Source organism: Gaetbulibacter sp. NE (genome assembly GCF_025548475.1).
Lineage (GTDB): Bacteria > Bacteroidota > Bacteroidia > Flavobacteriales > Flavobacteriaceae > Gaetbulibacter_B > Gaetbulibacter_B jejuensis.
Map to the genome: position 1 here is coordinate 90,924 of NZ_JAOQHY010000008.1, position 21,231 is coordinate 112,154.

The 21,231-nt window shown below is 34.2% G+C and carries 19 protein-coding genes; 4 read left to right on the plus strand and 15 right to left on the minus strand.

Translation table 11 applies throughout. From position 1 onward, the window contains the following. Positions 1-13: 13 nt before the first annotated feature. The 4 genes from OD803_RS10675 to dnaK form a co-directional block, all read right to left on the minus strand. Positions 14-490: an Hsp20/alpha crystallin family protein gene (locus OD803_RS10675; protein ID WP_262733392.1), complete on the minus strand. Its 477-nt coding sequence runs from the start codon at positions 488-490 to the stop codon at positions 14-16. A 209-nt stretch (positions 491-699) separates the two neighbouring features. Continuing rightward, complete coding sequence (locus OD803_RS10680) at positions 700-1,926, minus strand: class I SAM-dependent rRNA methyltransferase (protein WP_262733393.1); 1,227 nt, start codon at positions 1,924-1,926, stop codon at positions 700-702. Between the two features lie 124 nt (positions 1,927-2,050). Continuing rightward, positions 2,051-3,046 carry an LLM class flavin-dependent oxidoreductase gene (locus OD803_RS10685; protein WP_262733394.1) on the minus strand — a complete coding sequence of 332 codons (996 nt, stop codon included), beginning with the start codon at positions 3,044-3,046 and terminating at the stop codon, positions 2,051-2,053. Positions 3,047-3,140: 94 nt separating this feature from the next. After that, entirely contained in the window at positions 3,141-5,048 is a 1,908-nt protein-coding gene (gene dnaK, locus OD803_RS10690) for a molecular chaperone DnaK (protein ID WP_134199172.1), read from the minus strand. 202 nt (positions 5,049-5,250) lie between these two features. Here dnaK and OD803_RS10695 point away from each other — a divergent pair, with 202 nt between their 5' ends. From OD803_RS10695 to OD803_RS10705, 3 genes are all read left to right on the plus strand, one after another. Continuing rightward, positions 5,251-6,675, plus strand: a complete 1,425-nt coding sequence (locus OD803_RS10695; RefSeq protein ID WP_262733395.1) for an L-serine ammonia-lyase — start codon at positions 5,251-5,253, stop codon at positions 6,673-6,675. 83 nt (positions 6,676-6,758) lie between these two features. Continuing rightward, complete coding sequence (gene panB / locus OD803_RS10700) at positions 6,759-7,577, plus strand: 3-methyl-2-oxobutanoate hydroxymethyltransferase (protein ID WP_129760262.1); 819 nt, start codon at positions 6,759-6,761, stop codon at positions 7,575-7,577. 52 nt (positions 7,578-7,629) lie between these two features. After that, positions 7,630-8,328, plus strand: a complete 699-nt coding sequence (locus OD803_RS10705) for an RluA family pseudouridine synthase (RefSeq protein WP_262733396.1) — start codon at positions 7,630-7,632, stop codon at positions 8,326-8,328. Here the strand turns inward: OD803_RS10705 and OD803_RS10710 are convergent. The 8 genes from OD803_RS10710 to OD803_RS10745 all read right to left on the minus strand — a co-directional run bounded on the left by OD803_RS10710 (position 8,325) and on the right by OD803_RS10745 (position 15,530). Then, positions 8,325-9,143 carry a sensor histidine kinase gene (locus tag OD803_RS10710; protein WP_262733397.1) on the minus strand — a complete coding sequence of 273 codons (819 nt, stop codon included), beginning with the start codon at positions 9,141-9,143 and terminating at the stop codon, positions 8,325-8,327. The two genes, OD803_RS10705 and OD803_RS10710, sit on opposite strands and share 4 nt — an antisense overlap. Continuing rightward, a complete protein-coding gene (locus tag OD803_RS10715) occupies positions 9,136-9,837 on the minus strand; it encodes a hypothetical protein (protein WP_262733398.1) in 702 nt (233 codons plus the stop codon). Before OD803_RS10715 ends, OD803_RS10710 begins: the two co-directional genes overlap by 8 nt. An 11-nt stretch (positions 9,838-9,848) precedes the next feature. Next, positions 9,849-10,376 carry a hypothetical protein gene (locus tag OD803_RS10720; RefSeq protein WP_262733399.1) on the minus strand — a complete coding sequence of 176 codons (528 nt, stop codon included), beginning with the start codon at positions 10,374-10,376 and terminating at the stop codon, positions 9,849-9,851. 69 nt (positions 10,377-10,445) lie between these two features. Further along, positions 10,446-11,297: a biotin-dependent carboxyltransferase family protein gene (locus tag OD803_RS10725; RefSeq protein WP_262733400.1), complete on the minus strand. Its 852-nt coding sequence runs from the start codon at positions 11,295-11,297 to the stop codon at positions 10,446-10,448. Further along, positions 11,290-12,021 carry a 5-oxoprolinase subunit PxpB gene (gene pxpB, locus OD803_RS10730; RefSeq protein ID WP_262733401.1) on the minus strand — a complete coding sequence of 244 codons (732 nt, stop codon included), beginning with the start codon at positions 12,019-12,021 and terminating at the stop codon, positions 11,290-11,292. The genes OD803_RS10725 and pxpB overlap by 8 nt, the downstream gene beginning before the upstream one ends. Positions 12,022-12,028: 7 nt before the next feature. After that, the gene (gene pxpA / locus OD803_RS10735; RefSeq protein ID WP_332006937.1) at positions 12,029-12,772 is read right to left on the minus strand and encodes a 5-oxoprolinase subunit PxpA; all 744 of its coding nucleotides are present in this window, start codon (positions 12,770-12,772) and stop codon (positions 12,029-12,031) included. Further along, entirely contained in the window at positions 12,769-13,992 is a 1,224-nt protein-coding gene (locus OD803_RS10740; protein WP_262733402.1) for an Nramp family divalent metal transporter, read from the minus strand. Before OD803_RS10740 ends, pxpA begins: the two co-directional genes overlap by 4 nt. Continuing rightward, a complete protein-coding gene (locus OD803_RS10745) occupies positions 13,992-15,530 on the minus strand; it encodes a YifB family Mg chelatase-like AAA ATPase (RefSeq protein WP_131507005.1) in 1,539 nt (512 codons plus the stop codon). Before OD803_RS10745 ends, OD803_RS10740 begins: the two co-directional genes overlap by 1 nt. Before the next feature lie 92 nt (positions 15,531-15,622). On the opposite strand from OD803_RS10745, the gene OD803_RS10750 reads away from it, so the two are divergent. After that, complete coding sequence (locus OD803_RS10750) at positions 15,623-17,095, plus strand: SLC13 family permease (RefSeq protein ID WP_262733403.1); 1,473 nt, start codon at positions 15,623-15,625, stop codon at positions 17,093-17,095. Positions 17,096-17,286: 191 nt separating this feature from the next. Here the strand turns inward: OD803_RS10750 and OD803_RS10755 are convergent, their stop codons facing one another. Genes OD803_RS10755 through tilS form a run of 3 tightly spaced genes read right to left on the minus strand, consistent with a single transcriptional unit; the run spans position 17,287 to position 21,189 of the window. Next, on the minus strand, positions 17,287-18,249 hold the full coding sequence (locus tag OD803_RS10755) for a YheT family hydrolase (RefSeq protein WP_262733404.1): 963 nt from the start codon (positions 18,247-18,249) through the stop codon (positions 17,287-17,289). A 2-nt stretch (positions 18,250-18,251) separates the two neighbouring features. After that, the gene (ade, locus tag OD803_RS10760) at positions 18,252-19,874 is read right to left on the minus strand and encodes an adenine deaminase (protein ID WP_262733405.1); all 1,623 of its coding nucleotides are present in this window, start codon (positions 19,872-19,874) and stop codon (positions 18,252-18,254) included. Between the two features lies 1 nt (position 19,875). Beyond that, positions 19,876-21,189 carry a tRNA lysidine(34) synthetase TilS gene (tilS, locus tag OD803_RS10765; RefSeq protein ID WP_262733406.1) on the minus strand — a complete coding sequence of 438 codons (1,314 nt, stop codon included), beginning with the start codon at positions 21,187-21,189 and terminating at the stop codon, positions 19,876-19,878. Positions 21,190-21,231 lie beyond the last annotated feature (42 nt).

Below are 21,231 nucleotides of genomic sequence, written 5' to 3' on the forward strand. Positions count from 1 at the left end.
CTAGAAAAAACACTTAAGATATTTTAATAGTCCTAGCCGGTTTTTGTTTGGCTTCTTCTTTTTTAGGTAAAAGAATATTTAAAATACCTTCTGTGTAGCTTGCTTGGATTTTATCCTCATCTACTGTTTCAGGTAATGTGAAGGTGCGTTTAAATGATGAGTAACCAAACTCTCTACGCGTGTAATTCGCTTCTTTTTGTTCATTTTCTTGCTTTACTTCAGTAGATATTGATAAAACTTGATTGTCTAAATCTATTTGGAAATCTGATTTTTTAAGTCCTGGAACAGCCATTTCAACATAATAAGCGTCTGCTGTTTCTTTAATATTTACCTTTGGTAAGGTAATTCCTGTATTAAAGTTGGAAGTGAAAACCGAAGGTAATTCTCTATTAAACAAATCATCTAACCAATTAGACCATGTTGGGAAGTTTAAATTTGAATTTGTAGTTGCTAAACTTCCATTTTTTGGAACAGTTACTAAATTGCTCATAATTAAAAAATTTAAGTTAAACATTATTTCAAATTTGAAATCTAATCTGATTTCATGATGCTATATTTCAAAAAAAATACCAAAATGAATATTTGTCATTTATTTTAACATTTCATTTGCTAAACCAACTGATTTAAAAAACTTTACACACAAAAACATTGTCAATTTGACATTTTAAACATGCTAATAATTAGTTAGTCTATAATGAACTACCCAAGCTTATAGTAACCACATTTTAAGTAAGCACCTTCTGGAAATCCAATTGGATGGTCGCTATCGTGTTGTGTTTTTAACTGTAATTGAAATGGTCTGCCAGTTTGTTTTAAAGCTTGCGAATTAATATCAAAAAAGGCTTGATATTGCACTCTTGACGAACACGAAGCCAATACTAACATACCCTTTTTAGCTGTTAACTGTTCTCCTAAAGCAGCCAATTGCGCATACTTTTTCTTGGCTAATGCTATTTCTGATGCTTGTTTTGCAAAACTTGGAGGATCTATCACTACTACATCAAAGGTTTTTCCTACATTAATCAGTTTTTGCATTTCGTCAAAAGCATCGCCTGCAATGGTTTTATGAATCCCTGAATAGGTGTTTAGCTTTCCGTTTTCAATAGCAATTTCTAGGGCTTGCTCACTAATATCTAAACTTGTCACTTCTGTAGCACCATTAGCCAAAGCATGCACCGAAAATCCGCCAGCATACGAAAATACGTCTAACACTGTTTTCCTTTGACTTAACTCTCCTACGCGTTTTCGGTTTTCGCGATGATCTAAAAAATAACCCGTTTTATGACCTTTAATAACGTTTGCCGAAAAATTTACGCCATGTTCAACAAACTTAATGACTTCATTTTCTAACGTTCCAAAAACTACATCACCATCTTTTAGTTGGTGTGCTTTTGAATTTTGTAATCCACGACTTAATCTTATGACAACCGTTTTGGCTTGTGCTGTTTCTTGAAGTATTGGTAATAGGGTTGCTAAATATGGTAACCAAATTTCAGAATATAGTTTTACGACCAAAACAGATGCATAAACATCAGCAATCAAACCTGGGAAACCATCATTTTCTCCAAATAATAAACGGTAGCTATTAGTTGTGGTTTGTAATAAATCCAATCGTTTTTCAAAAGCTGTATCAATCTTTTGCTTAAAAAACGCTGCATTAATTTCAGCTTTTTCCATGCCACTATGTAGCATTTTAATACGAATTGGTGATGACGCATCGTACAAGCCTAAACCTATAACTTTATTTTTATTCTTATTGAAAACAATTGCCAAATCACCTGATTTTGCATCGTCATTTATCTTAACAATACTGTTAGAAAACACCCAAGGATGCGCGTTTAAAACAAACTGCTCGCCTTTTGCTGTGAGTTTTACAGCTAATCGTTTAGGTTGATACGTTGATTGAATTTTTGGTGAAAATGGCATGTATAATTTTTATATAAAAGTAAGTGTTTGAAAATAAAAAAAACAATCAAGCAAATGATTGTTTTTTACATAATATGTGTTGAGTTTCGTAAAATTTCCTAGATAAACCCAGAAAATGAAATCCTTATAACTCCTGCATGATTTCAGAAAAAATACGATATGACGCAACCCTATCTTGATGGTCGTAAATATGCGAAACAGCAATTAACTCATCTACTTTGGTATCTTCTAAAAATTGCTTTGTTTTAGATTTTACTGTAGCCTTATCTCCTATAAAGCTATAATGTGTCATTTGCTGTACTTTAGGATGGTTAATAACATCTCGCATTTCTGGCGTTATAACACTTGGAGCTTTTACATAATCGATATTTCCTGTAAGTACACCCAAAATCATTTGATACATTGATGACGATAACGTATCTGCCATCTCATTAGTTTCGGCTGCAATTACACCAATTCCTGCCATAGCATAGGGTGTTTTTAAATATGCAGAAGGCTTAAAGTTTTGACGATAAATGTTTAGAGCTTCTTTTAACTGTGCTGGTGCAAAGTGACTAGCAAACACATAAGGCAGTCCTTTTTTTGCAGCAACATAAGCACTATCTGTACTAGAACCCAATATATATAACGGCACATGTACACCTTCCGAAACATATGAACGAACTTTACCTCTGTAAGAACTTGTGAAAAAATTCTGAATTCGACTCACTTCATCAGGAAATTGATATACAGCTGTCATTCTATCAGACCTGATAGCTTGAGCTGTTTCCTGATCGGTTCCTGGAGCACGTCCTAAACCCAAATCAATTCGATTAGGATATAAGTTACCTAAAGTACCAAACTGTTCTGCAACAATTAGTGGCGAATGATTAGGCAACATAATACCACCAGAACCTACACGTATTTTTTCTGTACCTCCTGCAATGTGACCAATTAACACTGAAGTTGCTGAACTTGCAATACTTTTCATATTATGATGTTCGGCAAGCCAAAAACGATGATACCCCATTTTTTCAGCTTGTTGTGCCAAATCTAAACTGCTAGCAAAAGTATCTTGAATGGTAGTATTTTCTGCTACAGTGGCCAATTCTAATATAGAATAAGGAATTTGTGTTTTCATATTTTTTTGGGATAAAAAAGCGCAACCATGACTGATTGCGCTTTTTCAAATGTTATGTAAAAATTTTTGAGATTCCTGCCTTCGCAGGAAGTTGTTACTTCACTTCTTCGAAATCTACATCTTCTACATCGCTACCTTCGTTAGATGCACCTGCACCACCTTGAGGTTGCTCTGCTCCTGCTGCACCTTGTTGTGCTTCAGCTTGTGCTTTGTACATTTCTTCGCTAGCTACTTTCCAAGCTTCGTTTATTTTTTCTAAAGCTGGATCAATTACTGCGATATCTTTTGTTTCGTAAGCTTTCTTCAATTCTTCAAGTGCTTCTTCAATTGGTTTCTTTTTATCATCAGATAATTTGTCACCAAATTCTTTTAGCTGACTTTCAGTTTGGAAAATCATAGCGTCAGCACTGTTTAATTTATCAGCAGTTTCTTTTGCTTTTGCATCAGCTTCAGCATTTGCTTCTGCTTCTTGCTTCATCTTTTGGATTTCATCCTCTGTTAATCCTGAAGATGCTTCAATTCTGATGTCTTGAGATTTACCAGTTGCTTTATCAGTCGCAGATACTTTAATGATACCATTAGCATCAATATCAAACGTTACTTCAATTTGTGGAGTACCACGTTTTGCTGGTGGAATACCATCTAAATGGAAACGACCAATTGTTTTGTTGTCTGCTGCCATAGGTCGCTCACCTTGTAATACGTGAATTTCTACTGATGGCTGATTGTCTGCAGCTGTTGAGAATACTTGACTTTTCTTTGTTGGAATAGTTGTATTCGCTTCAATTAACTTGGTCATTACGTTACCCATAGTTTCAATACCAAGAGATAATGGTGTTACGTCTAATAAAAGTACGTCTTTTACATCTCCTGTTAATACACCACCTTGGATTCCAGCTCCTAATGATACAACTTCGTCTGGGTTTACACCTTTACTTGGTTTTTTACCAAAGAATTTTTCCACAGCTTCTTGTACTGCAGGAATACGTGTAGAACCACCAACTAAAATAACTTCGTCAATATCACTTTTACTTAAACCTGCTGCTTTTAATGCAGACTCACATGGCTCAATAGTACGTTTTACTAAATCGTCAATTAATTGCTCAAATTTAGAACGTGTTAATGTACGCACCAAGTGCTTTGGTCCGCTAGCTGTAGCTGTTACGTAAGGTAAGTTGATTTCTGTTTGTGCAGAAGATGATAATTCAATCTTTGCTTTTTCAGCAGCTTCTTTAAGACGTTGTAAAGCCATTGGGTCTTTACGTAAGTCCATTCCTTCTTCAGCATTAAATTCATCTGCTAACCAGTTAATGATTTTTTCATCAACATCATCACCACCTAAATGCGTATCTCCATCTGTTGATAATACTTCAAAAACACCATCTCCTAATTCTAGGATAGATACATCATGTGTACCACCACCAAAGTCAAATACTACGATTTTTTGGTCTTGTCCTTTTTTATCTAATCCGTAAGCTAAAGCTGCAGCAGTTGGTTCGTTTATAATTCTACGAACTTTTAATCCTGCGATTTCACCAGCTTCTTTTGTTGCTTGACGTTGTGAGTCATTAAAGTAAGCAGGCACTGTAATTACAGCTTCACTTACATCTTGACCTAAATAATCTTCAGCAGTTTTCTTCATTTTTTGAAGAATCATTGCTGATAATTCTTGAGGTGTATATAAACGACCATCAATATCAACTCTTGGTGTATCGTTATCACCTTTTACTACTTTATAAGGTACGCGTTCTGCTTCATTTTTTGATTCAGAATATTTGTTACCCATAAAACGCTTGATAGAATAAACCGTTTTTGTTGGGTTTGTTACTGCTTGACGTTTTGCTGGGTCACCAACTTTAATTTCACCACCTTCTACGAAAGCGATTACAGATGGTGTTGTACGCTTACCTTCTGCGTTAGGAATTACAACTGGCTCATTACCTTCCATTACAGAAACACAAGAGTTTGTTGTACCTAAATCGATTCCAATAATTTTACTCATAATTTGTTTTTATTTGTTTTTAAGATTTCCGCTTTCGCAGAAATGTTGTGTTCTAATTTTAATTCGGTTTGTATAAGTCAATGATTGTGCCATGACAAAAAATATGACACGATGTCACTTTTTATAACTTTAATTTTACACATTATTATATTGAGAATGCTTCAAATGTGAGTATATTTGGCGCACTAAAACGATTTCGTGAATGGAGTGTATTTCGGTTTTTGATATGCTAAAAATAGGCGTTGGCCCTTCAAGCTCTCATACTTTAGGTCCTTGGCGCGCAGCTGAACGCTGGATTAAAGAATTAAAAGATAAAAACAGGTTTGATAAAGTTGAAAAAATTGCTGTTGATCTGTATGGTTCTTTATCCTTAACAGGAAAAGGACATGCTACTGACTATGCGGTTATGCTAGGTTTAAGTGGTGCTGATCCTGAACGTATTCCTGTTGACACTATTGATGTCATTATTGCATCAATAAAAAACACCAACACCCTTTTATTCAACAATGAAAAGCCTTTAGAATTCAACCCAAAAACTGAGATTACTTTCAACAGAAAGTTTTTACCCTTTCATGCCAATGCTTTAACGTTTACGGCTACTATAAATGGTAGAAATTATAAATCTACCTACTACTCTATTGGAGGCGGATTTGTTGTACAGGAAGAACGAAAAACAGCCAAAGCCAATAAAATCATATTTTATTGCACATTTCCTTATCCTACTGAAACAGGAGTTGATTTACTTAAGTTTTGTAAAGACTTAAATCTACCTATTTCTGGAGTGGTATTGGAAAATGAAAAGTCTATTAATGATGAAAACCATATCGATTCAGAGTTAAGCAGAATATGGAACACTATGCTAGAATGCATGTATGTAGGTTGTCATACAGAAGGAAATCTTCCTGGAGGATTAAATGTGCGACGTCGCGCTTATGATATGCACCAAAAGCTTAAAGGTGATTTACCTTATCAATCTCCTGAAGAATGGCTACAAGTTATTAGAAAAACCGAAGTAAAGTTTCGACAAATATTAAAATGGGTAAGCTGCTTTGCACTTGCTGTAAATGAAGTAAATGCCTCATTAGGTCGCGTGGTTACTGCACCAACCAATGGTAGTGCTGGTGTAATACCTGCTGTATTGATGTATTATATGGTAATTGAAAACCATGAAGCTGATTTTGAGCACATCAAACGATTTTTACTAGTTGCAGGAGAAATTGGAAGTATCTTTAAAAAAGGAGCCACTATAAGTGCTGCAATGGGAGGCTGTCAAGCCGAAATTGGAGTCTCATCAGCAATGGCTGCTGGAGCTTTGTGTGAATTGCTTGGAGGAACTCCTGAACAAGTTTTAGTTGCTGCCGAAATTGCTATGGAACACCATTTAGGACTAACCTGCGACCCAATTGGTGGTTTGGTACAAGTCCCATGCATAGAACGCAACTCTATGGGAGCCATAAAAGCGATTAATGCCGCAGAATTAGCTTTAGATACTGATCCTAATAATGTAAAAGTTCCGCTTGACAAAGTAGTAAACACGATGTGGGAAACCGCTAAAGACATGAATTCCAAATACAAAGAAACTAGTGAAGGCGGTTTAGCAGTTGGTGTAAATTTAGTGGATTGTTAATCTTTCCTTATTTGTAGACTGCTCCATTGATAAAAATTCATTAAAACTCATTATTTTTACAGAAATAAACAAACTATAATCTTATGTCAGTAGCTAAAAAAGAATACAAAAGAATTACCGTAAAGTCTTTAATAGAGATGAAACAAAACGGAGAAAAAATCTCCATGCTTACTGCTTATGATTATACCATGGCAAAAATTGTTGATGGTGCAGGAGTTGATGTTATTTTGGTTGGTGATTCTGCTAGTAATGTTATGGCAGGACATGAAACTACACTGCCAATTACTTTAGATCAAATGATATACCACGCTTCTTCGGTAATTAGAGCTATAAGCAGAGCTTTAGTGGTTGTAGACTTACCTTTTGGGAGTTATCAAAGTGATCCTAAAGAAGCGTTGCGATCTGCTATTAGAATAATGAAAGAATCAGGAGGTCATGCCGTAAAATTAGAAGGTGGTAAAGAAATTAAAGAATCTATAAAGCGTATACTGAATGCTGGAATTCCTGTTATGGGACATTTAGGTTTAACACCTCAATCTATATACAAATTTGGAACTTACACAGTAAGAGCTAAAGAAGAAGAAGAAGCAAAAAAATTAAAAGAAGATGCCTTAATGCTTGAAAAAGCAGGTTGTTTCGCCATTGTGTTAGAAAAAATACCTGCAAAATTGGCAAAAGAAGTTGCTGAGAGCGTTAGTATTCCTGTAATTGGTATTGGAGCTGGAAATGGTGTTGATGGTCAAGTACTAGTGGTTCATGATATGTTAGGAATGACTCATGAGTTCCATCCACGTTTTTTACGTCGCTATATGAATTTATACGAAGAGATGACAACATCTATTTCGCAATATGTAGATGATGTAAAATCGGTTAATTTTCCTAATGACTCTGAGCAGTATTAAGTCTTCAGTAAGCAGTAAGCAGTAAGCAGTAAGCAAAAATATTCGTGTATTAGTGGCTGAGAAACTTCTTTCCAATAAAAACAATCTTCAGGTACTTTATGAAGACAATCACATTATTGTGGTTAATAAACGTGCTGGTGATATTGTACAAGGCGACAAAACTGGAGACAAGCCTTTAAGCGATGTTGTAAAAAGCTATATTAAAGATAAATACAACAAACCTGGAAATGTGTATTTAGGTGTTGTACATCGTTTAGACAGACCCACAACAGGAATTGTATTGTTTTCAAAAACCAGTAAAGCACTCCCAAGACTTAACAAGTTATTTGCTGAGAAAAAAACTAATAAAACTTATTGGGCTTTAGTTAAAAACCAACCACCTAAACAACAAGATACGTTAATTCATTGGCTGCGTAAAAATCCTAAAAACAATAAGTCTACTGCTTTTATAAAAGAAACTTCAGACAGTAAAAAAGCTATCTTACATTATAAAATCTTGAAGCAACTTGACAATTATTTCTTGTTGGAAATTGAACTAGAAACAGGTAGACATCACCAAATACGTTGTCAATTGGCAAGTATTGGTTGTCCTATAAAAGGCGACTTAAAATATGGTTTTAAAAGAAGTAATCCTGATGCGAGTATTAGTTTGCATGCTAGACAACTAGAATTTACTCATCCTGTAAAAAAAGAAGCCATTTCGGTTATTGCGCCTTTACCCAAAGATACTATTTGGGACGCTTGCCTCTAAACTAAAGGGTAAGTTAAGGTTAAAGTAACCCCTTCATTAGGTTTTGAATATATATCAAACTTAGCATTAATTAATTCTGCTCTACTTTTCATATTTATCAGTCCAGAGCCTTTTTCAGCAGATTTCATGTCAAAACCTTTACCGTCATCAGTTGCTGTTATAATTAGTTCTTCAGATTGATAGTTGAGCGTTACTTTTAAGTTTTGAGCTTCGGAATATTTAACTGTGTTTGAGAAAAACTCTTGTAGAATTCTGAAAACAATTATTTCATGTTTTTTATCGCTAAACTCTTTTCTTTCGCCTTTAACTTCCAATTCAGTTGATGAAAATTTCATCCGCTTTAATCGGTTAAGTTCATTACTTACAGAGTCTTCAAAACCCATATTTAGTAATACTTCATTGTTTAAAGACTTTGAAAGTGCTCTAACTTCCTTGAGGCTATCTTTAACGATGTTTGAGGTCTCATCAACTTTCCCCTTTATGTTTTCAGGAACTAATGCTCCTAGCATATTCAGTTGCATATTAGCATAAGACAACAATTGACCGACATTATCATGCAACTCCCAACCTACATGCTTTAAGGTTTGCTCTTGTATTTCGGTTTGAGCTGTTGCAATTTCTTCATCAAACGCCTGTTGTTGCGCTATTTTGTCTAGTAAGAGTTTATTTTTTCGTTTTTGAAACACTATAAAAAAGACAACGATAAATCCGCATAAAATAAAAAGTACAAACACCATATAAATCAACAAATTCCTTTCAGCAGAAGTTGATATTGGTTGTTGTTCTTGTAAAAAAAGCATTAAAAAATTAGTCATAATCAGGGTTTGAAACTATAAGACCTACAGTAAAAGTCAAATACATTAATGAAATTGCAAATAAGTTAATATACCCTCTTAAATTAACATAATCCATATCTGCTAGTCTAAAATAAGGCTCAAAAAAAGCCAAAGGTGTTTTTACTAACCAAAAAACAAGAATAGTGCAACTGATATAAAAATTCAGTGATTTATAAAATTTTAAAATTTTATCACTTTGTAGCATTTCAAAAAAATAATAAAACACACACAGCATAATTATTATTGCTCCTAAAACACTAATTGAAGGAATAGAAGTTTTGAAAAAATCAGGTAGAGTCAAAATGATAATACAAAGTGAAACTATTAAAAATAAAGCAAGCGCTATTTTCAAAGTACTTTTAGCCCTTTGATTAGTGAGAATATTAAGATAATACCACACAAAAAACACAATTGCCCCTAAACTCCAACATATTGTATACCACCAATAGTTTTTTTCTAATAAAGTACCTTGTAAAAAACTAAAAATTCCATCTCTAACCCAAAAGGTATAGCGTCCTATAACACCAAACGCTACCACATAAATTAAAAAGTAAATAAAGTATTTAGCAGCTGTATGACGGTATCTTTTATATAAGATTAAACCCGTTACAGCTGCTATTATTTCTACCGCTAAGTAGAGGTAGCTTCCATAATCATTTATAAACTTGACCAATTGGCACTAATTTATTGTGGGTAGTTAGCTCCTGGTGGTTGCCCATTACCGCCTTCATTAAATCCACTACCTCCAGTAATGTCTCCTTTTCCTCCTTGCATAAAGTGGCTAAAAGCATTCATACTACCATCAGAAGTGTTGGTTGTACTTTTTAGGTAGCCTGTTGGCACAAAAAACATCGTTGTATAACCTGGAATACCGTTAGCATCTGGATAAGCTCCAAGATAAACCCTAATACCATTCATTGTAAACCCTAACGAATCGGCTTCGTTTTCAGCATAATCCAAATAAGCTCTCATATCATCAAGTGAATACCAAGATGATCGGTTATCTCCTCCTCTTCGCGTCACAATAGAGTCACTGATTAATTGATACCTTGGATTGTAAGCCGTATCCAAAGCTTTAGCTTCTTGAGGTGTTATCAATCCTTTAGGAGGTGTTAAGTTCTCCATTCCTGTTTCAGATTGTTTACAACAAAAAAAGTAAGTCAACACTGCTCCTAAAGCAAATCCTAACAAAAGTAAAATTAGTTTTTTCATAAGTTTTGAATTAATAGTTGGTTCTAAAATATTGAAATCTTTCAATACTGTAAAGTATTTTTTACTGTTTTACTGCTTTAACAATTTTAACCTTATCTTTTCATTAGGCTTTTTTTGCGCTAATCTACTAATAGACAATTCGTTTAAATGTAAAACTCTAGGATAACCGCCTGTTGTTTGACAATCTCGCATTAAAACAATTAGCTTACCTGAAGGTGTCAACTGAATAGTTCCTGGTAAAACCATTGAGGTTATTATTGGCGCTAAGTTATTCTCTAACTTTTCATTAAGTTGATAAGCCATCCGGTTATTAAGTTGGGACACTGAAAACTCTTGGTTAAAAAGTAATGCTTTTTGACTATCACTTAAGCTTTCAAACTCAGGTCCTTCAAATACCTCTATAGTTTTACTTTTAAAGTGATTAGTATTAACTTTAAGTGTTGCATTATGTTCTAAACTAAAAACGGAAGTTGTATTAATCTTCAAAGAATCTCCCACAGCTATTTTATTTGCTTTAGTCACGTTTGAAAACATACTTTTACTCTCCATTACACTTTCAGACTGAAAGCCTCCCAAAACCGCTAAATAACACCTGTAACCATAATTTAGTTTACCAAATGAAAGTACACCTCCTGCTTTCACTTTTATCGCTTTATTTAAACTAATTGATACGTCATTTAATTTTGGAGATAAGTCTGCTCCTGTTAAACAAATGACTGTTTCTGTTTTAAAAAGAAGCGTTGGTCCTGTCATTGTAATCTCTAAAACAGCATCATTTTCTTTATTACCTAAAATTGTGTTTGCAATTTTTGAGCTATAGGCATCCATAGCACCAGAAAAGGGTATTCCATAACGCTGAAAACCAAACCGACCTAAATCCTGAATAGTTGAAAATAATCCTGATTTTAAAACCTCAACCATTTATTACCTCACTTTCTAATTCATAACTCTCCAATGCTACTAATTCTGAAATAGTTTTATGTTCATTTAAAGATATTGGGTAAAACTGAATTTTATCTCCACTCTTCGCAAAACAAGGCTCGTCTTTTGAAACATCAAAAAACTCAATTGGCGAATTACCTATAATATTCCAACCTCCAGGACTCGCATTTGGGTATATTCCTGTTTGATGTTCTCCAATGGCAACAGCACCTTTTTTTACTTCCATTCTAGGGGAAGATTTTCTAGGAAAATGTAGTTGATTATCTAAACCTCCCAAGTATAAAAAACCAGGTAAAAAGCCAACAAAAAAAACAGTATAAATAGCTTGCGAATGTAGTTTTATAATTGCTGATTTTGACAGCTTTTTTTGAGCAGAAATTTCTTCTAAATCAATACCAAAAAACGCATCATAGCACACAGGAATTTTCCACAACAATTGGCTTCTATGTCCAACCTTTTTACGATTAAAATAAATCGATTTCAATGCTGAAATTTCATCATTGATATTATCAATAGTAAATTTACAAATAATTAATATCGAGTTATATGCATTATTTATTTCAACTACTTCTTTAACATAATTATCAGCTATACTATTTTTAAAAATTAGAATATCTTCAAGAATAATTTCATTTATTTCATTAGGCCATTCTATTAAAATTGAACGCTCACCATAAGCTTTATATTTTAGATTAAAATCCATCAAAACATTAGGCTATTTTAACATGAAGTTCTTTTAATTTTTCGGTAAGATATTGCAATATTTTTTCAACGTTTGGAGAGTCTCCATGCACACAAAAAGTATCTGCTTTTATATCTACTTCTACTCCACTTATTGTTTTTACTTTCTGCCTTGAAATCATATTAAAAACATGCTCAAAAACTGCTTCAGGATGATTTAAAACAGCATTGCTTTTATCTCTTGATACTAAGCTTAAATCTTCATTATAATTCCTATCTGCAAACGCTTCGTACATTACAGGGATTTGTTCTTTCAAAGCTAAATTTGCTATCACAGAACCATAAGGCACATACAATTTTACGGGTAACGCTATACTTTTTATCACCTCAATAATCACACTAGCAGTCTTTTCATCCTTCATCGCGAGATTATACAATGCGCCATGAGGTTTAATATGATGCAATGCAAGATGTTCGGTACGCAACACATTCATAAACCCTCTAACCTGCTGCTTTATTGAAGTATATAAATCAGCACAAGACATCTCCATTGGCTTTCTCCCAAAGTTCTCTATATCAGGAAATGAAGGATGCGCACCAATTTTTACACTAAACTCTTTAGTTAGTTTAGCAACAGCAATCATTGTTTCCTCATTTCCAGCGTGTCCTCCACAAGCTATATTACACGAAGACACATAAGGCAACAACCTAGCTTCGTTACCTAAGCCTTCTCCAACATCAACATTAATATCTACAGTATATCCATTCATCATAACACATTAAACACTTTTAAAACACTTTTTAAACCTAAGAAAACAGCCACTAAAAGAATCACTATTCCCACAACATTTTGCAATAAGCTGTTTTTATATTTACCCAGCAATTCAGATTTATTCATAACCCAAATCAAAAACACAGCAACTATAGGCAACAGCAATCCATTAGCCACTTGTGCAAACTTGATTAGCTCTATAGATTTTATTCCTAAAGAAGAAAATACAACTCCTAAAACTAGAACAAACAACCAAACACCTTTAAAGGTCTTAGATTTTAAATTGGTACTCCAACCCAAACATCCACTAGCAACATAAGCAGCTGCCAAAGGCGCAGTAATTGCACTTGTAATACCTGCTGAAAACAGTCCGATAGCCATAAAATACTTTGAAAAACTACCAAACAAAGGCTCTAAACCTAAAGCTAAATCCGCAGCATTGCTAATTGTTTTAGTCTGAATCGCTGAAGCTGAAATAATAATACACATTGACACCACTCCTCCCAACACAACAGCAACTATAGTATCTTTTCTAGCATGCTTCAAATCACTTTCAGCACGCCACTTTTCTTTAACCAATGCTGCATGTAAAAACAAATTATAAGGCACTACAGTAGTTCCTATTAAACCAACAACAGTCAACACACTTTCTTTAGGCATTTTAAAACCAAACAAGCCTTTAAAAACCTCCATTAAGTTAGGCTTTGTTAGTATTGCTGTCACTAAAAAAGCAACACTCATTACCATAACCATAGCTACTAATATTCTTTCTAGTGTTTTATAATTTCCAATAGTTAAAATAAAAAACGCAACCAAACCGATGATTAAACTAAAAACATTCACATCAAACACACCAATTTCAACACTCGGATTACCAAATAGCGTTTCTAAACCCAATACGCCTCCACTAATGTTTCCTGCTTCATAAGCTGCATTACCAACAACTATCCCTGACAACATTAAAACAATTACAACAGTCTTAAAAACAGGGTTTTTAATTTCAGTCCTTATAACTTCCGAAAGACCTTTTTGAGTAATTACTCCTAATCGTGCTGACATTTCTTGCAATACTATTGTAGCGAACACCGAAAACAACATAGCCCAAAGCAACGCATAACCAAACCCAACACCTGCAAGTGTACAAACTGTTACTGTTCCAGGTCCAATAAAAGCTGCTGCAACCAATGGTCCTGGACCTATATTTTTAAACCATGCTTTCATTAGCCTAACCAACCTTCCCTATCTAAACTTCTATATTGAATAGCCTCTGAAATATGCGCTCCATTTACTGCTTCACTAGCCTCTAAATCTGCAATAGTACGTGCTACTTTCAAAATTCTATCATAAGCTCTAGCAGAAAGATTTAAACGCTCCATTGCTGTTTTAAGCAATTGTTTTGAATTATCATCCAAGACACAAAATTTTCTAATCTGTTTTGTATTCATTTGCGCATTATAATGCACATTATCAAATTCTTTAAATCGCTTAGTTTGAAATTCTCGAGCAGCAGTAACGCGCTTTCTTATATCAACCGAAGATTCACCTTTTCTGTCATCAGATAGTTTTTCAAAAGGCACAGGCGTCACTTCAATATGAATATCAATTCTATCCAATAATGGTCCGGAAATTTTACTTAAATACCGCTGCATTTCAGCAGGAGACGAAGTTACAGGAGCATCAGGATCGTTAAAATAACCTCCAGGACTCGGATTCATACTTGCTACCAACATAAACGACGATGGATAGGTTACTGTAAATTTAGCTCTGGAAATCGTCACCTCTCTATCTTCTAACGGTTGACGCATTACTTCTAAAACCTCTCTTTTAAACTCTGGTAATTCATCTAAAAATAGCACACCATTGTGAGATAAAGAGATTTCTCCTGGTTGAGGGTAGCTTCCTCCACCAACTAGCGCAACGTTGCTTATAGTATGATGAGGACTTCTAAATGGTCGTTGTGACATCAATCCTGTATGCTCTTTTACTCTACCAACTACCGAATGGATTTTTGTAGTTTCTAATGCTTCACTCAATGTCATTGGAGGTAAAATACTTGGTAATCGTTTTGCCAACATTGTTTTTCCTGCTCCTGGAGGTCCTATTAAAATAATATTATGACCACCTGCTGCAGCAATTTCCATACAGCGTTTTATTCCTTCCTGACCTTTTACATCGGCAAAATCAAACTCAGGAAAATCGAGATTTTTATAAAATTCCTCCCTTGTATTTATAATAGTCTGTTCTAAAGCTTCATCTTTATCAAAATAATTAATGACTTGTTTGATGTTATCAACTCCAAAAACTTTTAAATCATTAACAATTGCAGCTTCTTTTGCATTTTGACTTGGCAGAATAAACCCTTTAAAACCTTCTTCTCTAGCTTTAACAGCAATAGGCAACGCACCTTTAATAGGTTGTAATGTTCCATCTAAAGACAATTCTCCCATTATGAGATAGTCTTCTAGGTTTTCAGCTTTTATTTGATTAGAAGCCGCTAAAATTCCGATTGCCAATGTTAAATCATACGCAGAACCTTCCTTACGCAAATCGGCAGGCGACATATTGATAATTATTTTTTTCCCAGGAATTCGATAACCGTTATTTTGAAGTGCAGCCGCAATACGATAATTACTTTCTTTAATAGCGTTATCAGGAAGACCTACCAAATGATAACCCACTCCATTATCGACATTTACCTCAACAGTAATGGTTGTTGCTTCAACACCAAAAACTGCGCTTCCGAAGACTTTTTTAAGCATAAAAGATTGGTTTCCTTAAATGTAATAAAAAAAGACAAATAATAAATTGATTAAAATTTACTATCATTACTGCATATTTGCATTAATAGACTATGAACACCTCCAAACGTATAGGTTTTATTTTAGGACCTGCTTTATTTATTATCATCAAACTTTTTTTTCATCCAGAAGGCTTATCAAGCGAAGCCAATGCTATACTAGCATCTACATCATGGATTGCAGTTTGGTGGATTACCGAAGCTATTCCTATTGCAGCAACTGCACTACTTCCTATAGCTTTGTTTCCCTTATCAAACGGTTTGAGTTTAAGTGACACCACAAGTGCGTTTGGTCATAAGTTTGTGTTTTTATATTTAGGTGGTTTTATTATTGCAATTGCTATTGAGAAATGGAATTTACACAAGCGCATCGCTTTAAACATTATTAACATTATTGGCTCAAACGTTAAGAATATTATTCTTGGGTTTATGGTTGCTACAGCGTTTTTATCGATGTGGATTTCCAACACAGCTACTTCTGTAATGATGCTACCTATTGGCATTGCTATCGTCTCTCAATTAAAAGATAATCCTGATACAATTGAAGACGAAAACCTAATTTTTGGTAAAGCTCTAATGCTTGCCATAGCTTACAGCGCCTCTATTGGTGGTATTGCTACTTTAATTGGCACTCCTCCAAATCTTGTCTTAGCTGGTGTTGTTCTAGATACTTACAACTATGAAATTACATTTTTACAATGGTTTATGTTTGGGTTTCCTATTTCAATCTTATTACTTTTTATCTGTTGGAAATACCTCACCAATTTTGCTTTCACTTTTAAACAGAAAGAATTTCCTGGTGGAAAACAAGAAATTAAAAGACTTTTAAAAAACTTAGGAAAACTGAGTTACGAAGAGAAAGCTGTAGCCATTGTTTTTGCTACAACAGCATTTTTATGGATTACACGCTCCTTTTTATTCAATACAATATTACCACAGCTCGATGATACCATCATAGCAATTATTTTTGCTATAGTCTTGTTTTTTATTCCTTCCAAAGATAAAAAAGAGCAACTCATGACTTGGGAAGATGCTGTAAAATTACCTTGGGGAATTATTTTGCTTTTTGGAGGAGGAATGGCTTTAGCAAAGGGATTTGAAACAAGCGGATTAGCACAATGGATTGGCAATCAAATGACAACCTTAGTAGGAATTTCATCAATACTAATTGTGTTATTACTTATTGCTGCTGTAAACTTTTTAACCGAAATCACTTCCAACTTAGCAACCACAGCTATGCTATTACCTGTTTTAGCGTCAATGGCAATAGCTGTAGACATGCATCCTTATATCCTTATGGTTGGTGCAGCAGTGGCAGCATCTTGCGCTTTTATGCTTCCTGTGGCAACACCTCCAAACGCTGTAGTTTTTGGTTCTGGTTATTTGAGAATTCCTGATATGGTTCGCAAAGGCATTATAATGAATGTTATATCAATAGTCATTTTAACCTTGTTTGTGTATTTTATGCTGCCTTTACTTTGGGATATTGCTGTTAATGGCTTTCCTGAAAGTTTAAAAGCTAATTAACGTGAGTTCGATATAGCTGTTTTTAATAAACTGACTACAAGCAATTTAAAAATCACTGTCAGGTCGAGCGCAGTCGAGACCTAATCAAAATAGACCTATTTTAAGACCTTTCGACTGCGCTCAAGGTGACGATGGTATAATTTTATTGGCTTAAGGAACAACTCTGTTAATGTTTTACATCTAACTTCACGTTAATTAACAGAAGCTATAAACTCCAAGGCTCGTTTTTCGTTGTAATAGATGTTCTTCCTATCGATAAACCCAACATGACCTCCATACTTAGGCATTTCTAAATGCAAATTAGGGTTATGTTTTGCATCTTTAACAGGAAAACATTCTGGTGATAAAAACGAATCGTTTAAGGCATTAATAAGTAAGGTTGGTATTTTTATATTTGATAAAAACTGAAGACTGCTACTCTTCTCATAATAGTCAAAAGCATCTTTAAATCCATGCGCTTTGGAGGTATAAACATCGTCAAAATCTTTTAAAGTTTTAATTGAATTAAATTCCTTATCACTCAATTTACCAGAATATTGCATTTTCTTTTCTTTCAAGTTTTTCAGCAAATGCTTTTTGAAATTATTGTGAAATAAAATATTATTCATTTTATGTAATTCACCCGAAGACCCTTTTAAACTACAAGGTACCGAAACAGCAATTACAGCTTTAATTTGATTTGGAACATCATCGCGTTCTCCTATATATTTCAAAACCATATTACCTCCTAAACTGATGCCTTTTATGTATATATGCGTATATGATTTTTGCTCTAAAATATGTTGAATGACAGCCTCTAAATCTTCAGTAGCACCAGAATGATACGAACGAAATTTTAAGTTTGGCGTCCCACTACATCCTCTAAAATTAACTGCTAAAGCATCTATGTTGTTTGTATTAAACAGTTTTGCAGTTCCTGTAATGTACGGTCGTTGCGCATGACCTTCTAATCCATGTAACAACACTATAAGTTTATTGGTTTTTTCTTTTGAAAAACTCCAGTCTAAATCCAGAAAATCGCCATCAGGCAAATGGATTCGTTCTCGTTCTTGAACAACATCTTTAACGCGTCGCACCAAACCAGAATACACTGTTGACACAAATCCGTTTCTAAAAAAATAAGGCGCTTTGTACTTTGATTCTACTATTGGCATTATTAACTCACTTCTACTGTTGTAAACGCAAATGCACTACCATTAAACAACCCTTTATCACTCAACTTTAACGACGGAATCACTAACAACGCCATAAAACTCAAAGTCATATATGGCGCATTCAACGTGCTACCTAATTGTTTTGCCATAGCATCTAAGGCTGCATAGTCTTTTCCAATGGCAACACCATCTTTATCACTCATAATTCCTGCAACAGGAAGTGGTACTATTTTTTCTTCGGAATTAGAAATCGCACAAATGCCACCTTTATGTTCAATAACCAGATTAACCGCTTTACAAATCGCTTCATCATCCACTCCAACAGCAATAATATTATGCGAATCATGACCTACCGAACTTGCTATGGCTCCTTCCTTAAGTCCGAAGTTTTTTATAAACCCTAGAGCTGGACTTTGATTTTGATAACGGTTCACGACAGTCATCTTTAAGATATCATTTTCAATATTTGATATCAAATTTCCATCTTTAAGCAAGCTTTCAGCAATAATTTCATTGGTTACCAATTGTCCTTCTAGTGCTTCAATAACGCGTATTTGTTTAGAAGTTGTTTTAAACTTAAAGTCTTCAACTTGCTTTTTTTCAGTATTAAAATTATTCAACACTTCAAAAGGAGTTGATTGAATTTTAGATTCACCTTTATCATAAACCAACTCACCATTAATATAGGTTTGAAGGGTTTTAAAATCCTTTAAATCATTGACAATAACAAAATCTGCCGCATCGCCAACTTTTAGCAAACCTACATCTAAATTATAATGCTTTACAGGGTTTATGCAAGCTACTTGCAGCACTTTAAATACATCTATACCTTTTGCTACAGCTCTTGCACACAATGTATTGATGTGACCAAGTATTAAATCGTCTGGATGCTTATCATCACTACAAAACATCATGTTTTCAAAATGTTCTGGTAACAAATCGATTAGAGCATTGAAGTTTTTAGCTGCACTACCTTCGCGTATTAAGACTTTCATGCCTTTTTGGAGCTTTTCCAAACCTTCTTCAAACGTAAAACATTCGTGATCGGTTGAAATACCTGCGTTAATATATTTTGAAATTGCTTCACCTCTCAAACCTGGAGCATGACCATCAATGGGCTTATTAAAGTGTTTTGCCCATTCTATTTTTTTTAGAACTTCTGGATCGTTATTAAGCACACCAGGATAATTCATAAGTTCTGCTAAATACTTAATCTCTGGATTTGCCATCAATTGCTTAATTCCATCAGAATCTATAACAGCTCCAGCCGATTCAAAAGTAGTAGCAGGAACGCATGAAGGCGCACCAAAATTGAATTTAAAAGGTGTTTGTTTTCCGTTTTCAATCATAAACTTCACACCTTCTACTCCAAGCACGTTGGCAATTTCATGAGGATCAGAAACCGTTGCCACTGTACCATGAGTTACAGCAATTCGCGCAAACTCACTTGGCACTAGCATAGAACTTTCAATATGTATGTGAGCATCTACAAAACCAGGTAGTATAAACTGGTTTACGTTATGTGCTTTTTCTTCAATAGCTGTTATTTTTCCATCTTTAATAGTAATTTCACCTTTAAAGATGCGTCGATTAAGAATATCGACAATTTGTCCTTGTAAAATCAAGTTATTTTAATTCTATTTTAATAATTTTCTTAGTCTTGTCAGTAACTTTAAAACGACTGTCGGCACGTTTACCAACAACCCAAATAATGTAATCTCCAGAGCATAGTAAAAGTGTGTTTTCTTTGTCTAAGAGGGACATCTTCTCGTCTTTAAAGTATTTGCTTAATTTCTTTTTTCCTTTCATTCCTAGCGGATGAAAATAATCGCCTTCTTGCCAATGTCTTACTGTTAAAGGAAATTTGAGCTTTTTCTTATCTACAAAAATACGATTAGCGTCTTTTCCGAAAATTGCATCAGCTTCATCAAAAAAGAGAACTCCAGCAGTGGTTTTAATTTTATCGTCACATTCAGAAATTGTTATTACTTGCTGCTTATCTTCAGTGTTTAAATCACTCAACAGCAAGTAATCTCTATCTTTTATTAAACGATGGGTTTCAGAAAACACTTGCTTACCTGATTGCGCATCTAACAAATTAAACACATCGTTCCACTCGGTAAAACCATATACTTTTAGCAACTCATACAAATAGGCTTTTGGATGACTAAGTTGCTTAATTTCTGAAATGTCAAATTGAATTTCAAACTCTGTAATGTCTTTTATAACCTTATCAGAAACATCATCTATCCTATCGTCAATTATTGCTTTTGAGTCTTTTAAAAAGGCTTGAGTTTGACTAAAGGTTTGCAATAATTGCGGATTAATATCTTTCAATACAGGAATAACCTCATGACGTATTTTATTGCGCAAATATTTTGTGGATGCATTTGTACTATCTTCTCTCCATTTTAAATTATTGTCGTTGGCATACGTCTCAATTTCCAAACGTGAAAATGGCAATAATGGTCTAACCGTATTGTTATTTATAATAGGAATTCCTGTAAAACCCTCTAAACCTGTTCCTCTTGTGAGATTGATTAAAAAGGTTTCTAAATCATCATCCGCATGATGAGCAGTTAAAACATAGTCAAACTTAAGTTGTGTTGCTAAGTCATTAAACCAGTTGTAACGCAACTCCCTTGCTGCCATTTGCGTAGATAGTTTGTGCGTTTTGGCATAGGTTTCGGTTTCAAAATTCTGCACAAACACTTCAATTTCTAAATCATCAGCAAGTTGAACGATAAAATCTTCATCTGCATCACTTTCTTTTCCTCTTAAATTAAAATTACAATGCGCTAAAGCAAACTTAAAATTAGCAGCACGACACAAGTGCATTAACACCACACTATCAATTCCGCCAGAAATTGCAATAAGGAGTTTACTTTCTTTTAGAAAAGGAAGATTTTGTATGATATGTTTGTTGAATCTTTCTAGCATTAGTTTTTAATACCTATTTCAAATATAACAACTTGAAACCTT